Consider the following 14097-nt stretch of genomic DNA (forward strand, 5'->3'; position numbering starts at 1 on the left):
AGGCTTCGAAGCTACGACGCCCGATCTAAACTTCCGCATACGGTAGCAAGAACCCTGCGACCTGTGGACAGGTTGTTGTTCGTGTGGGATCTTTTCGGGTGATTCGAGAGAGCGGGGCTCTCGACGGTGGTCGTCCGCAGGTGGGCGTTTCCTCGTGCATCACGCGAAACGCCAGGAGGTCCACATGTCGGAGCGCATCGAGAAGGCGAATGGGATCGTTCGCCGCTATTCCTATTGGTCGGCCGGGTTCGGCCTCATTCCGCTACCCATCGTTGATATGGCGGCGATCACAGGCACGCAGATCAAGATGGTGCGGGCTCTGTCCACGCTTTATGGGCGGGAGTTCTCTGAGGATCTGGTCCGTGCTTCTGTCGGTGCGCTCGTTGGCGCCGCGTTGCCGGTCGCGGTTGGTGCTGGAACCGTTTCCGCGCTGAAGACGGTGCCTGTTCTCGGGCAGATTGCTGGAACGATCGTACTACCCGCGCTGGCGCTGGCGTCCACTGTCGCCGTTGGCCGGGTGTTCGTGCAGCACTTTGAGGCTGGCGGGACGCTTCTGGATTTCGATCCGCAGAAGATGCGGGCCTACTTCGAGGCCGAGTTCAACAAGGTCAAGGCCGGCTCGGATGCCGAGATGGCCGCTGCGGCGGCGACTTCGGAAAACAAGGAGCCGGTTGCGGCTTCGGCCTAAGGATCGGAACTCGGCTGACCTCTCCGTCCGGTCGGGCGTGGAGGCCGGCGGTTGCTCGTCTCGTTTTCCTTTGAATAAACGATAGTTAGGCTTTTCGCGAAGCGGCGCGGCTCTAGCGCCGTTTGTGCGAATCGGAGACGGTTCGCTTCGATGCTGCACCATCTGCAGCGCGCGAGGTCGCTATGGTCATCGGACTATACATCCTGTTCTCGATAATCGTCGGCGTGCTGGCGATTGGCCGCAACGGTGGCTTCTTTCTCTATTTTCTGCTGTCCATGATCCTCACGCCTATCGTGGCGTTGATCATTCTGATCATGGCAAGCCCGGTGGTCGTGGACACGAGAGGCATGGTCGTCAAGAAGCCGTGGTGGAGTTGACATGGCGATGAAGCGCCGGTTCTCTCATGGCTGATATCGCTTTAAGGGCAGTTCCGGATGCCTGGTCCAAGACCAGAGGCTGGCTCGAGCGTCAGCGCCGTGGCGTGATGCTCGTGCTGCTGGTTTTGATGTTCGTTATTGCCGCTCTTGCGCCGCGTATTTTCATCACCATCCCCTCCGGCCATGGCGGCATTCTTTGGCTGCGTTTCTTCGGTGGAACGCAGACCCAGCTCGGGGCGCTGGGCGAAGGGCTGCACATCGTCTTCCCGTGGGACCATATCTTTATCTACGACATGCGCGTGCAGGAGCACGATCAGGCTTACGAGGTCATCGCGCGCGAGGGGCTGCAGGTGACCGTGCGGAGTTCATTCCGCTGGCAGCTCAATCGTGCAACTCTGGCTCGTCTGCACAAGGAAATCGGGCCGAACTATCTCAATGTCTTGATGGTGCCGGAAGTCGGCTCCGTCTTGCGCGAGCGCATTTCGCAATACAATATCGAAGAGCTGTTCTCGTCGCGCAGGACGCAGATCCAGCGGGAAATACTGCAGGCTGTGGCCGCGGAGGCGCCTGGTGAATCCGTTAATAGGATTGGCAACAAGAGTGGCGACATGGCCACCGACGACTATGTCACGCTGACGGATATCCTGCTCAAAGACATCACGCTGCCTTTCCGGCTCCGGTCGGCGATCGAGCGCAAGTTGGAGCAGGCGCAGATTTCTCAAGAGTACAATTTCCGTATCCAGCGCGAGCGGCTCGAGAGTGAACGCAAGCAGATCGAGGCGCAGGGCATTCAAGCGTTCCAGCAGACCGTGCAGGCCGGCATTTCCGATGCCTACCTGAAGTGGCGCGGCATCGAAGCGACGCTGCAGCTTGCGACGTCCCCGAACTCGAAAGTCGTGATCGTCGGCGGTGGCTCGCAGGGGCTTCCGCTCATCCTCAACACGGACGATTCCTCATCGCGTCGCGCGCCATCGGTTGCCGCGGAACCAGCCCAGCCGGCCAAGGCGCAAAAGGCAGATGCCGAGCAGGGTGGAAAGATTGCCGGCTCGGTCGATATGAGTCCACCGGCTACGAATACGTCCTTGGAGAGGCTCATCAACCCTGCAGGTGTGGACGAGGGGGATGAAGATGACGCAAAGCCTGCCGCGAAGCCGCGGGCCTCGGCGCGATTGAACGAACCTGCGGGAAGCGACACGCCGCCCTATATTCTTCGCTCGTTCGCCAATGCGTTCGGTTATCGCCTGCAGCCCGCTTCGCCCGGAGCGTCCGCGTCGGCCGACGTGGTTGGGCCTAACGAACGCCCGCGCTAACATTTCCCTCGCAGGCCAAGGAAAGAGACGCCACGTCCTTGACCAGAGCTTCGACAAGCGTGTCGCGCTCATCTTGCAAATAGAAATGACCGCCGGGGAACAGACGTTGTTCGAAACGTCCGCTCGTGAGCAAAGCCCAACCGGTCACGTTGGATGGCGCAAGCTGCGGATCTTCGTGGCCGCCGTACACGAAGAACGGGACAGCGAGCGGTTCCTCTGACCTATACCGATAGGTCTCGATAGCTTCGATGTCGCTGCGCATGATCGGCAACAGCATCCGCATCATGTCGGGTTGATCGAGAATGATCTGCGGAATGCCGTTGTAGCGCGCAGACATGGCGGCGACAAAGTCGGCATCGGGTAGGTTGTGGATCGGCGGGGCCTCTTCGGGAATGGTAGGCGCGCGCCGGCCTGATAGCACGAGTGCCTTGGGGAGCGGCAGGCCTCGCTGCCGCATCGAACGCGTGATTTCGAAGCAAACGAGCGCGCCCATGCTGTGTCCAAACATGACATAGGGCCGATCGAGGCGATGCTCCATCTCTCGTGCCATGGCATCTGCCATTGCTGAAATGCTCTTGAGGGGGGCTTCCTTGAGCCGGCCTTCGCGTCCTGGAAGCTGTACGGCGCTCAGTTCAATCCAGTCCGGGAGCAGAGTTCGCCAGGGCATGTACAGTGACGCACCGCGTCCGGCGTGCGGCACGCAAAACAGTTTGAGGCGCGCGGCCGGGCGGGTGTGGCAAAGGAACCAAGAGGACATCGGATTTCCCGGGGTACAGAGAATTTGAGCCTGTCCGGGATTTTCTGCCGGAGCGCGCCATAGTAGAACGGTGTCGTGACCAGACAAAAACTTCCCGACCTTCGCGCCCGTGTGTCCACAGCTGTCGTCCATGTTCGCTGGCTGGCGATCGACGACGTTGCGGAGCCTTTGTGGGACCAGCTATCTCAGCTTCTGGATGATGCCGAGTGCGCGCGGGCCGGACGCTTCCATTTCGAGCGCGACAAGCAAGCGTATATCGCGGCTCACGCCCTGGCGCGTGTCCTGCTTTCGGGGCAGGTGTCGCGCCCGCCGAATAGCTGGCGCTTTGCTACAAATCCCCACGGCAAGCCGGTGGTGGTTCCGGAAGCCGGGCTGCCTCAGCTGAGATTCAATCTGTCTCACACACGTGGGCTGGTGGCTGTCGCGTTGACGCTGGAGAACGAGGTCGGGATCGATGTCGAGGCTGTCGATCCCAAACGGCTCAGCTTCGATCTCGCTGCGCGCACGTTCGCGCCGGCTGAGGTCGCCATTTTGCGTAAAACGCCACCAGCGGATCTTCCAGAAGCCTTGTTCGGATTTTGGACGCTCAAGGAAGCCTTCATCAAGGCCGTGGGCCAAGGGCTGTCGGTTCCGTTGCAGGCGTTTGCGCTGACCCTGGATCCTCTCGCCATTCACTTTTCAGATCCGATTGTCGAGGATCCGTCCCGCTGGCTTTTGCGCTCCTACAAGCCGACGTCGTCGCATCTTCTTGCGCTCGCTCTCCGGCACTCCGATCCAGCAAGGGTGTTCGTGGAGATGGCGCGCGTCACGGTTCCCGACCTGTTGGCGCTCGCCGACCAGCTCGCGTGACGCTCAAGGCGAGATGTCGCGCAGATAGGCGGCGATCCCGCGCCGCTCATCCCACTGCCAGGGATAGCCGAGCGAGACCTCTTCGAACCGCGTTCCATCGCGCCAGTCGGTTCGGCGCACATGGAGGTGGCCGCTCACGGCAACACGCACATTGAAACGGGTATGCCAGTTTTCGGTGAGCACGGTTCCGCACCATGGAGAAAAGCGCGGGATACGCGGGAGGTGCACGAGGTCGCGGCGAAGGGGATAGTGATTGACGATGATCTTCGGCACTTCGATGCCGAGCTCTTCGAGGCGCAGCTCCGTTGCGCAGCAGCGGTGGTGACACCACTCTGATCGTGATGCGAACGGTGCGGGATCGAGCAACAACTCGTCCCCGCAAACGGCTCTTTCCGCGCGGGCCCACTCGATCACTTTTCCAAGGGGTACGTCATCCGGCCGGAAACTGTAGTCGTAGAGGAGAAACGTCGGGACGACGACGGACGGTTCGCCGCTGCCGGTCCACACGGCGTAGGGATCCTCTGGCGTAATAACGCCGACCGCACGGGCGAGCTCGACAAACGCCTCGTACTTCTGCTGGCCTCTGCCGAGGGGACCAGGGACAGTCCACAGATCGTGGTTGCCGGGCGCCCATATTACTTTCGCGAATCGGTCGCGCAGCAGCTCGAGCCCTTCGCGGAACCGGTCCGGGCTTTCGGCAATGTCTCCGGCAACGACCAGCCAGTCGTCTGGAAATGCAGGTAATTCCGTAAGGGCCTGCATGTTTGCGGTACTGTTGAGATGCAGATCGCTGATCGCCAGCAGCTTCACGCGCGAATGTCCTCATAATGAAGAAACGTATGCAGGTGCGAGCCGGTGGGCCTTGCGCTTTCCGCTCGGACCGGAATCGGCGTACCCAAAATGCGGCGAAAAGGTCAAGCGAGTGCCGTTCGCCGCCGACAAGGGGGACTATGCCATGTTTCTGTGCACTGCTACTTCGGCGGAAGGCCGCAGTATTTGCACCATGTGGGTGATCCTTTCTGTCCGCCCGTGTACGGGAATGCTCCGGTAATGGATCTGTCCTGCGCCGATCCGACGATTGGGGACCAAAGGGCTTTCGACTGGTGGTCCTTGCTGACGGCGTCTGAGTTTCTCAAAGACCCATATGCGCGACTGGCCGAGCTGCGTGCGCGGGGCGCCGTCCAGCATGACGCCGCGTCCGGCGTTTACTTCGTCTTGGGGCACAAGGAATTCGCGCAGGTCGCGAAATCGAGCCGTGCTGGCCGGGATACGCGCCGGTGGGCTGGCGGGTGGTCGGCCCCCGAGTATTCCGTGCAAGATCCTATTGGCCATAGGCTGTTTACGGCCTTTCAGCCCCAGATGATCAACAGTGATCCGCCGGATCACGGGCGCATGCGCGGGGTTTACGAGCCGGCCTTCCATCCGCAGGCCGTTGCTGCGCTTGAGCCCATGATCCGAGCGGAGGCGGATCGACTACTCGACGCGATGCCCGAAAAGGGTTTGGTCGAGATGATCGGGGCTTTCGCCGGCCCCCTTCCGCTTCGGGTTCTCTGCAATCTGTTCGACATGCCCGCGCGCATGGATGCTGACATCGCGCGCTGGAGCGCGGCGCTCATCAAGATCGGCGACATCATGATGACGCCTGATCAAAAGCGCGAAGCGCTGGACGCTTTGGAAGCCTTTAACGAATTTCTTCGGGGGCACCTCGCTGACCTCCGCCGCTGTCCGCATTCGGGTCTTATGGGACGTGTGCTTGCGGCGGAAGAGAACGGTGTGCTGGATGAGGAGGAGACACTCGTCAACCTCGTGTCCATGCTTGTTGCCGGCCACGAAACAACCGTGACGTTGATCGGGAATGGCCTGCTCCTGCTTCTGCAAAACCCGCGCGAGCTGGCGCGGCTGCGTGCCGATCGCGGGTTGATGCGAACGGCGGTCGAGGAGTTCCTGCGCGTCGAGCCCGGCGGAAACATGATCCTGCGTATTGCGCTGGACGACATCGAGGTTGGAGGGTGCCGGATTCCGGCGGGGGCGCCGATCCTGGGATTGATCGGCGCAGTCAATCGCGACCCGCGTCGATTCGAACGTCCTGATGTGCTCGATATCGGCCGGGCCGGAAACGCACACGCTACGTTCGGTGGTGGCATTCATTTCTGTGTCGGTGCGTCATTGGCGCGTCTCGAAGCGCAGATTGCGTTCGGCGCGCTGCTTGATCGGTTTGCCGATCTCGCGCTTGCGGGTCCAGCCGAATGGCGGCTTGATCGGATCAATGCGCGCGGGTTGAAATGCCTCCCGGTGCGGGTGGGGGGGGCGCAATGACGGCGGTTGGCATCGAGGCGCTCAATGTGTACGGCGGCGCGGCGTACGTCGACGTCGAAGAACTCTGCACCTATCGTGGTCTCGACATTCAGCGCTTCGAAAATCTGATGATGCGCGAAAAGACGGTCGCGCTTCCGTGCGAAGATCCGGTCAGCTTTGCGGTCAACGCCGCTCGACCTCTCGTCGATGCCTTGCCAGAGGAGGAACGGGCGCGCATCGAGATGATCATCACGTGCACGGAATCTGGGATCGATTTCGGCAAATCGCTCAGCACATATGTGCACGCGCATCTCGGCTTGCAGAAGAACTGCCGCCTGTTTGAGGTCAAGCAGGCCTGCTATTCCGGGACCGCGGGGTTGCAAACCGCAGTCAATTTCGTTCTGTCCGGGACGTCTCGCGGCGCCAAGGCGCTGGTGATCGCGACAGATATCTCGCGCTTTGCGCTCGCGGATGCTAACGCGATCCAGGAATGGGCCTACTCCGAGCCCAGCTCGGGTGCAGGGGCGGTGGCGATGCTGATCAGCGACACACCGCATCTGTTCCGGATCGATGTCGGTGCATACGGCAATCACGCCTTCGAGGTGATGGATACGTGCCGGCCCGGTCCCGATACGGAAGCGGGGGACGCAGATCTCTCGTTGATGGCTTACCTCGAGTGCTGCGAGAATGCCTATCTCGACTATGCGAGGCGCGTGGACGGCGCCGACTTTCGCGAGACGTTCCATCGTTTATGCTTTCACACGCCGTTCGGCGGCATGGTGAAGGGCGCTCACCGCCATCTGATGCGGAAGCTCTGCAAGGTGCCGGTTGCCGAGATCGAGGCGGATTTCAAGCGGCGCATGGTGCCGAGCCTGGCGTACGGCCAGCGCGTCGGAAATACCGCGGGCGCCTCTGTATTCCTTGCATTGGCCGGAACGATCGATACTGGCGACATTGGCGAGCCACAGCGTGTGGGGCTCTTCTCATATGGCTCCGGGTGCTGCTCGGAGTTCTTCAGCGGTGTCGTGCCCGGAGAGGCGCCGCAGCATCTTACAAAGATGGGCATCGCGAAGGCGCTCGACCGGCGGCACCGGTTGTCCATTTCCGAGTACGAGAACATATTGCGTGGAACGGATGCTGTCCGGTTCGGGACGCGGGACACGGAGCTCAAGCCGGAAAGTCTGCCGGGTATTGCGACCGGCGCGGGAGCGCCGCGGTTGGTGCTAGACGCCATCTCCGGTTATCATCGCAAGTACCGTTGGGTGTAGGTCTTTGGGGGACGAAGTATGGGGCCGGATGCTGTTTTTGCTGCGTTGCTAGCCCAGATCCGCGACGTGGTTCCGGAGCTCGGGGGACACGCTTTTACGCGTGCGGACTCCATGGCTGATCTCGGCGTGAATTCCATCGAGCGCAGCGAAGTGCTTCTGTTGACGCTCGATACTCTCGGGCTCAAGGCTCCGCCCCGCGAGTTCCATGGCGCCCGCAATATCGGCGAACTCTCCGATCTTCTCCATGCCAAGCTTGCTGGCTAAGCGAACCGCGCCCGTCGTCACAGGGCTCGGTGTCGCGACTGGGTTCGGCTACGGCAAGGACAGTCTCATTGAAGGATTGTTCGGCGGCCGTAACTTATTCGGACCGTTGAAGCGGCCGGGACGCCAGCCTCCCTATCCGCATGCAGCGTTCATCGGCGCCGAGGTGCCGGAGCCGCCGGACGTTCTCAGCAAACGGGTCGCGCGCACGGCGGGGCTCGCGGGCCGCGTGACCGTGGCTGTCGTGCAGGAGGCGTGGACGGAGGCGCGTCTTGGTGAGCTTGATGGGAAGCGGATCGGGCTCGTCGTCGGCGGTTCCAATCTCCAAAGTCGAGAGCTTCTGCTCGCACAGGAAGACGCTCGCGGGCGGCAGGGCGTCGTCTCGCCCCATCTGGGATATTCCTTCTTCGATACTGACGTTTGCGGGCTTGTCGCTGAAACATTTGGAATTCGGGGTGTTACCTATACCGTTGGCGGGGCGTCCGCGAGCGGCGCCATTGCGGTGATGCACGCAGCGTCGCTGGTGTCATCCGGAGAAGTTGATGCTTGCATCGCCGTGGGGGCCTTGCAGGATCTGTCGTACTTTGAGCTGCATGCGTTACAGGTGATGGGCGCGCTAGGGCCACGCGATCCGGCGATGCACTCTTGCCGTCCGTTCGACCGGATGCACGACGGGTTTCTCTTCGGTGAGAGCGCAGCGGCTCTCGTGATTCAGCGCGATGAGGCCTCAACCGGGCAGGAGTGTTATGGGCGCATCGCGGGATATGCGCACATCGCAGATGGCCATCGTGGACCCGATCCGTCACTCGAAGGCGAAGTGCGGGCTATCCGGGCGGCGCTTGCCGATGCAGATTTGACGCCCGGCGCCATCGACTACATCAACGCCCATGGGACCGGCACCCCACTCGGGGACGATACGGAAGTGGCGGCCTATCGCGAGGCAGGGCTGACAGCCGCTGCCATCAATGCGACCAAATCCATACTCGGTCACGGCATCGCGTCTGCAGGTGCAGTGGAGGCGGCGGTGACGTTGCTTCAGATGAGATTGGGCAGACTGCATCCCACACGCCATCTCAACGATCCAATCGATCTGGATCTGCGCTGGGTGAGAGACGAACCGCTTGGGTGCCATGTCCGTCATGCGCTTAGCCTCTCGTTCGGCTTCGGCGGCATCAATACGGCTCTTGCTCTCTCGGCCGTCGAGCGCGAAGGATAGGTATGCGCTACGAAACGCTCGATGTCCGCTTCTTGGATGGTCTCTGCCGGATTCGTCTCAATCGTCCGGAGCAGGGCAACGCCATCAACGCGCGCATGCTCGAAGAGCTGGCCCATGCGGTGTCCCAGTGCGAACCGTCGGGGCAGGACAAGCCCGTTACCGTTGTGGTTCTCGAGGGCGCGGCGGAGGTGTTTTGCGCCGGTGGCGACTTCGAAGCCGCTGCAACCGGGGCGACGCTCGACCCCGAGGCTCTCTATAACCTCTGGACACGCCTTGCAGCAGGGCCGTTCGTGACCATTGCGCTCGTGCGCGGCCGCGTAAACGCTGGAGGCGTTGGTTTGGCGTGCGCCTGCGATTTCGTCCTATGCGATCCCACGGCGGCGTTTTCTCTGTCCGAGCTTCTGTTCGGTCTCTTTCCGGCGTGCGTGCTGCCGTTTCTGATCCGGCGCACGGGCGTGCAGAAGGCCCATCGCCTGGCGCTCATGACACGGCCGATCACGGCCGAAGACGCCTTGGCGTGCGGAATAGCCGATGCCGTCGGCGAGGACATCGAGGCGCTCTTGCGCGCGTACCTTCCGCGCTTGAGCAAACTGAGTGGGACTGCAGTGGGGCGCTACAAGCGCTACATGGCGGAATTGTCGGATATCGTTGCGCGCGCGCGGCCGATGGCCATTTCCGAAAACCGGGCGATGTTCGATGATCCGACCGTACGGCGGAACATCAGCCGCTACGTGACGGAGATGAAGTTTCCTTGGGAACCGTGACGGCAGGGCAGGGCTACGCGGCGCATATCAGCCAGTGTCACCTGGACCTCTGCGCGGGTCCGCATGGCTTCGCGCGAGACGAACATGCGGTGAAGAAACGCCAGAGAGAGCAGGGAGATGAAAGTCTGGTTCTCTTTGGTGCTGATCGCGGAAGCCGGCTGAGTTGTGACCTTCTTCACCAGCGCACGCGCGAAGCGTGCATCGAGATACGGCAGTTTGGCCAGCTCTGCATCCGAGCTGATGATGTCGAGGCAGTCCGGCTTGATGCTGGCGAATGCGGCGCTGTCGGGCGCGCGGTAGGGGAACTTGCGTTTGCGCAGGATAGAGGGCGGCAAGCTGTCCTGAAACGCTTCGCGCAACAGCTTTTTTTCCTCGTACCCATCGTCGAAGCGGAGATTGATCGACGAAGCGAGATCGAACACCGCTTTGTCGAGGAATGGGCAGCGGTTCTCGACGCCATGGGCGAGCGCCATGCGATCGCCTTGTGTGGAGAGCAAGTAGCCGGGCAAGAGCGTCTGGAATTCCAGCCACTGCGCTTTTTCCACGGCGCTCATCGTCGCGAAACCAGGGTCTCCAGCGGCCCATCCGGTGATCGCCGTAAAGGGATCGCCCGCGTTCCGCATCAAGCGCGTCGCGAAGCGGCCGTTCTGGAACCGTAACTCGTGCGAGAACATGCCGGGCAAGCGCTCGCTCGCGAACTGCTGGTAGAGGCCGGTTACGGCCGCCAGATCCTGCGGCCCGTAGTGGTCGAGATGCGGATAGAGAGCAGCGATGCGGCTCGCCCGTGTGGCCTCGTCGAGGCTGTTCCAGGCGGCGCGCAGTTGCGTTTCCTTGAACAGGTCGTAGCCGAGGAAGCATTCATCGGCACCTTCGCCGCTGAGTACGACTTTGATGCCTGCGTCGCGCGTGCGTTTCGACAACAGGTACATTGGGACGAAGGCGCTGCGGAATGCAGGCACCTCGGCATGATAGAGCGCAGCCTCGAAATTGGCGACGATGTCCGCGTGGCCGATCGTGAGAGATGTGTGGTCCGTGTGAAGGAAGTCCGAGAGCTCGGCTTGGGCCTCAGACTCGTCGAATGCCGCATCCTCAAAGGCGATCGAGAAGGTTCTGAGTGCGCGCTCGGATTGGTGTTTCGTGAGCAGGGCGATGATGGACGAGTCGAGGCCGCCACTGAGATAGACGCCGACCTCGACGTCGCTGCGCAGCCGGAGGCGCACGCTTTCAGCAAGTGTGTGTCGAATGCGATCGAGGGCTTCCGCTTTCGTGCGGATCTCAGGGCTGCGATCGAAGGAAATTGTGTCATAGCTACGCCGCGTGATGGCGACGCCCGAGATCTCCAGCCATTCGGCAAGACCGAGGCTTGAGATCCCCCGAAAACCCGTTTGATGGGGAAGGGGAGTCCACTGGGCGAGGATCGACGCGATCTCTGTGGCGTCCTGCTCGAACGTGAAACCGGGATAGGCGAGGAATGCCTTCATCTCAGAGGCGAAGAGCAGGCCGCCGTCATGCTCGGCATAAAAAAGCGGGCGTTTGCCAAAGTGATCGCGGGCTAGCACAAGACTGCCGGTTTCGCGGTCGTAGATTGCGAACGCGAAGCCACCGTTGAGACGCGGGAGGCAGTGCTTGCCCCACGCGATCCAGGCTTGAAGGAGTACTTCCGTATCGGACTGGGTGCGGAACACGCGCCCTCTCGCTTCAAGCTCCGTGCGCAACTCGCGGTAGTTGTAGATTTCGCCGTTGTAGCACAACCAGTAGCGGCCGCTTTCGTCGCTCATGGGTTGCGCGCCGTGGGCCGGATCGATGACGCTCAATCGTGCCGTGCCCATGGCACAGGTGTCATCGACAAAGCCGCCCGCAGCGTCCGGCCCGCGGTGGGAGATTGCTGAGAGCATTCCAGCGAGGATGCTATCGAACGTGCGGCTGTCCCGATCGGGAGCCAAGAAGCCGACAATGCCGCACATGAAGGGATGAGCCTCGTGATCGGGTCCGGCGAAAGCGTGTACGGATTATTGGTCCGGAGCAGTTGCTTCTGGCTGCGTGCGCGCGGCACGAAGGGTTTGGTTCGTCGATTTGTCGGGACTTTAGGCGCGAAGAGCTTGGTTCTGAACGGCGTCTAGTGTGGCGCCTCGCTGAGCGATGGCGCGGAGGACGTACACACAAATCTGGGTGCAGCTTACAAGCAGATTTTCCGTCAACTGCGTTTCTGTGAACTTGATGCCGAATTCGCGCTCGATGAAGCGGTGGAGCTGGACGTAGCCAAACGAGTCCATCACGCCTTCGCGGAAAAGATCCGCATCTTCCGTAAACGTCTCATCGAACTCGACGAGGAATTGTTCCTCGATGAAGGCACGTATCTTCTCGTTTGCGTTCATGGCTGCCGCAACCTTCTGGAAGGGAACGATTTTTTACGCGGGACGAGACACGCGAATCTCTGGTCTGAATTTAGTTGACCGTTGCAGCGGGTGGCAACGGAAATGTCCCTCGATTAGGGCCTTGAGATCTCATGGGGATAAGCCTTGTTGCACGAGAGCAGCGCCTTGAGGTTCCGGCTCCGTTTTAGTTAGGTGCAAGTTGCAACCGCACTTTGTCGGGAGTGATTGCGGACACGGAAGTGGCGCGAGCCATCGTCGGGGGGGCGTGGAGCGTAAGATATGCATGTGCTGCGCTTGCTCTCCACGGGATCGCTCGAGACGTTCCGCAGCGGGTTCCTGATCACCTGTCTTGCCGGGCTCGGAAACGTGGTGCTGATCGGTCTGATCAATGCCGCTGCGGAGATGGCCGTGCTCGGAGAGCCGGTCGAGCTGCGACTGGTGATCATGTATCTCCTCGCCTTTGCGATCTTCTACGTGGCTGACCGCATATCGCTTCGGGAAGCCAATCGCCTCTTGCAGCGCCGGCTGGCTGATTTGAGGTCGAGGCTCCTGGAGAAAATCCGTAATGCGGAGTTGCGCTCGCTGGAGCAATTCAGCCGCGGCGAGATCTATACGACGGTCGTTCAGGAAACCAACCATCTCTCGCAGAGCTTCCCGCTTCTTGTCAGTGCGGCTCAGAGCCTCTGCCTTCTGGCGTTCTGCCTCGGCTACATCGCCTACCTGTCCGGCATTTCATTCCTGATCATTTCAGGCGTGACGAGCGTTGGCCTCCTGATGTTCTGGATCCGGCGGCGCCAGCTTTCGCGGGCCATGGCGAGCGTGCACGCGCAAGAGGCTGCGATGCTGGATTCGCTCTCGCATTTCACCGAGGGCTTTCAGGAGATCCGTCTCAACGCCGACAAGAACGATGCGCTTCAGCGCACATTCGTCGGTATCGTCGAGGACCTCGAAGCCAAGTTGGTCGGTATCGGGCGCACGTGGGTGGGGCTTCTCCTGTTCAGCAACGCGTTTCTCTATGTTCTGGTCGGTGTCGTAGTATTCGTGTTGCCGGTGTTCTTCAGCGGCTACACGGATGTGATCTACAAGATCGTCGCGGTTGCCATTTTTTGTGTCGGACCGGTCACAGCGGTGACGTCTGCTGCTCCGTTGTTCGACAAGGCGAATGTCGGTCTTGCCCATGTCTACACGCTCGAGAAACGTCTCGACGCCAGCACGGCTTCGCAACCGGGTGCTGCTAATGCCGACGCGCCGGACTTTCGAGCGTTCCGTGAAATTGCCCTCAATCATCTCACTTTCAATTATCGAACCGACACGGGTGCGAGTTTGTTCAAGGCGGGTCCGTGGGATCTGACAATCTCACGCGGCGAGGTCGTCTTCCTGATCGGAGGAAACGGCAGCGGAAAATCGACCGCCTTGAAGCTGATCTGCGGCCTTTATCAGCCCGACGGCGGTAGCATTCGCGTTGATGGCGTGGAGGTGACGAACGCAACCTTGCAGGCCTATCGCGAGATGTTCACCTGCATCTTCACCGATTTTCACCTGTTCGAACGCCTTTACGGTCTGGAGAACGTGGATCCGGAGCAGGTCGCCATGCTGCTTCGCTACATGGGCCTCGAAGACAAGGTGACGTTCGAGAACGGACAGTTCTCGACACAGGAGCTCTCCACCGGCCAACGCAAGCGTCTCGCCATGGTGGTGGCGTTGCTGGAGCAGCGGGAGGTCTATCTCTTCGACGAATGGGCAGCGGACCAGGACGTGTGGTTCCGCGATGTCTTTTATAAAGTCCTGCTTCCCGCAATGAAGCGGACCGGCAAGACGGTAATCGCGGTCACTCATGACGACCGCTACTGGACCTGTGCCGACCGGTGCATTGCGCTCGATGTCGGCGCAATGGTCCCCAGCGGAGGTGGTCTCGCAGCAGCGGAGAGTGGCTGACC

Annotated in this window: 14 protein-coding genes; 10 read left to right on the forward strand and 4 right to left on the reverse strand. The window is 61.1% G+C overall.

Features of this window, described 5'->3' with window-relative positions; translation table 11 throughout:
• Window positions 1–184: 184 nt before the first annotated feature.
• From VHO05_RS11420 to VHO05_RS11430, 3 genes are all read left to right on the forward strand, one after another.
• A complete protein-coding gene (locus tag VHO05_RS11420; protein ID WP_329646705.1) occupies window positions 185–688 on the forward strand; it encodes a YcjF family protein in 504 nt (167 codons plus the stop codon).
• A 182-nt stretch (window positions 689–870) separates the two neighbouring features.
• Window positions 871–1065, forward strand: a complete 195-nt coding sequence (locus tag VHO05_RS11425; RefSeq protein WP_329646706.1) for a hypothetical protein — start codon at window positions 871–873, stop codon at window positions 1063–1065.
• Between the two features lie 26 nt (window positions 1066–1091).
• Entirely contained in the window at window positions 1092–2375 is a 1284-nt protein-coding gene (locus VHO05_RS11430; protein ID WP_329646707.1) for a prohibitin family protein, read from the forward strand.
• Here the strand turns inward: VHO05_RS11430 and VHO05_RS11435 are convergent.
• A complete protein-coding gene (locus VHO05_RS11435; protein WP_329646708.1) occupies window positions 2356–3264 on the reverse strand; it encodes a thioesterase II family protein in 909 nt (302 codons plus the stop codon). The genes VHO05_RS11430 and VHO05_RS11435 overlap by 20 nt on opposite strands.
• Here VHO05_RS11435 and VHO05_RS11440 point away from each other — a divergent pair.
• Complete coding sequence (locus tag VHO05_RS11440; protein ID WP_329646709.1) at window positions 3208–3981, forward strand: 4'-phosphopantetheinyl transferase family protein; 774 nt, start codon at window positions 3208–3210, stop codon at window positions 3979–3981. The two genes, VHO05_RS11435 and VHO05_RS11440, sit on opposite strands and share 57 nt — an antisense overlap.
• A 3-nt stretch (window positions 3982–3984) precedes the next feature.
• On the opposite strand, the gene VHO05_RS11445 is transcribed toward VHO05_RS11440, so the two are convergent.
• The gene (locus tag VHO05_RS11445; RefSeq protein WP_329646710.1) at window positions 3985–4791 is read right to left on the reverse strand and encodes a metallophosphoesterase; all 807 of its coding nucleotides are present in this window, start codon (window positions 4789–4791) and stop codon (window positions 3985–3987) included.
• Window positions 4792–5031: 240 nt separating this feature from the next.
• Here VHO05_RS11445 and VHO05_RS11450 point away from each other — a divergent pair, with 240 nt between their 5' ends.
• From VHO05_RS11450 to VHO05_RS11470, 5 genes are read left to right on the forward strand one after another with little or no spacing between them, the layout of a single operon-like run.
• Complete coding sequence (locus tag VHO05_RS11450) at window positions 5032–6297, forward strand: cytochrome P450 (RefSeq protein WP_329646711.1); 1266 nt, start codon at window positions 5032–5034, stop codon at window positions 6295–6297.
• Window positions 6294–7544, forward strand: coding sequence for a hydroxymethylglutaryl-CoA synthase family protein (locus tag VHO05_RS11455; RefSeq protein WP_329646712.1), 1251 nt, complete (start codon window positions 6294–6296; stop codon window positions 7542–7544). Before VHO05_RS11450 ends, VHO05_RS11455 begins: the two co-directional genes overlap by 4 nt.
• 18 nt (window positions 7545–7562) lie before the next feature.
• Window positions 7563–7808: an acyl carrier protein gene (locus tag VHO05_RS11460; RefSeq protein ID WP_329646713.1), complete on the forward strand. Its 246-nt coding sequence runs from the start codon at window positions 7563–7565 to the stop codon at window positions 7806–7808.
• Window positions 7789–9021 (forward strand): beta-ketoacyl synthase N-terminal-like domain-containing protein, encoded by a 1233-nt coding sequence (locus VHO05_RS11465; protein ID WP_329646714.1) that lies wholly within the window; start codon window positions 7789–7791, stop codon window positions 9019–9021. The genes VHO05_RS11460 and VHO05_RS11465 overlap by 20 nt, the downstream gene beginning before the upstream one ends.
• A 2-nt stretch (window positions 9022–9023) precedes the next feature.
• Window positions 9024–9785: an enoyl-CoA hydratase/isomerase gene (locus VHO05_RS11470; protein ID WP_329646715.1), complete on the forward strand. Its 762-nt coding sequence runs from the start codon at window positions 9024–9026 to the stop codon at window positions 9783–9785.
• On the opposite strand, the gene asnB is transcribed toward VHO05_RS11470, so the two are convergent.
• Window positions 9749–11749 (reverse strand): asparagine synthase (glutamine-hydrolyzing), encoded by a 2001-nt coding sequence (asnB, locus tag VHO05_RS11475; protein WP_329646716.1) that lies wholly within the window; start codon window positions 11747–11749, stop codon window positions 9749–9751. The two genes, VHO05_RS11470 and asnB, sit on opposite strands and share 37 nt — an antisense overlap.
• A gap of 120 nt (window positions 11750–11869) precedes the next feature.
• Entirely contained in the window at window positions 11870–12160 is a 291-nt protein-coding gene (locus tag VHO05_RS11480; protein ID WP_329646717.1) for an acyl carrier protein, read from the reverse strand.
• A gap of 279 nt (window positions 12161–12439) precedes the next feature.
• Between VHO05_RS11480 and VHO05_RS11485 the strand changes: the two genes are divergently transcribed.
• Window positions 12440–14095: a cyclic peptide export ABC transporter gene (locus VHO05_RS11485; RefSeq protein ID WP_329646718.1), complete on the forward strand. Its 1656-nt coding sequence runs from the start codon at window positions 12440–12442 to the stop codon at window positions 14093–14095.
• The last annotated feature ends 2 nt before the right edge of the window (window positions 14096–14097 follow it).

Origin of the sequence: Hyphomicrobium sp. (assembly GCF_036262015.1) — a bacterium.
In the GTDB taxonomy this organism is placed as follows: domain Bacteria; phylum Pseudomonadota; class Alphaproteobacteria; order Rhizobiales; family Hyphomicrobiaceae; genus Hyphomicrobium_C.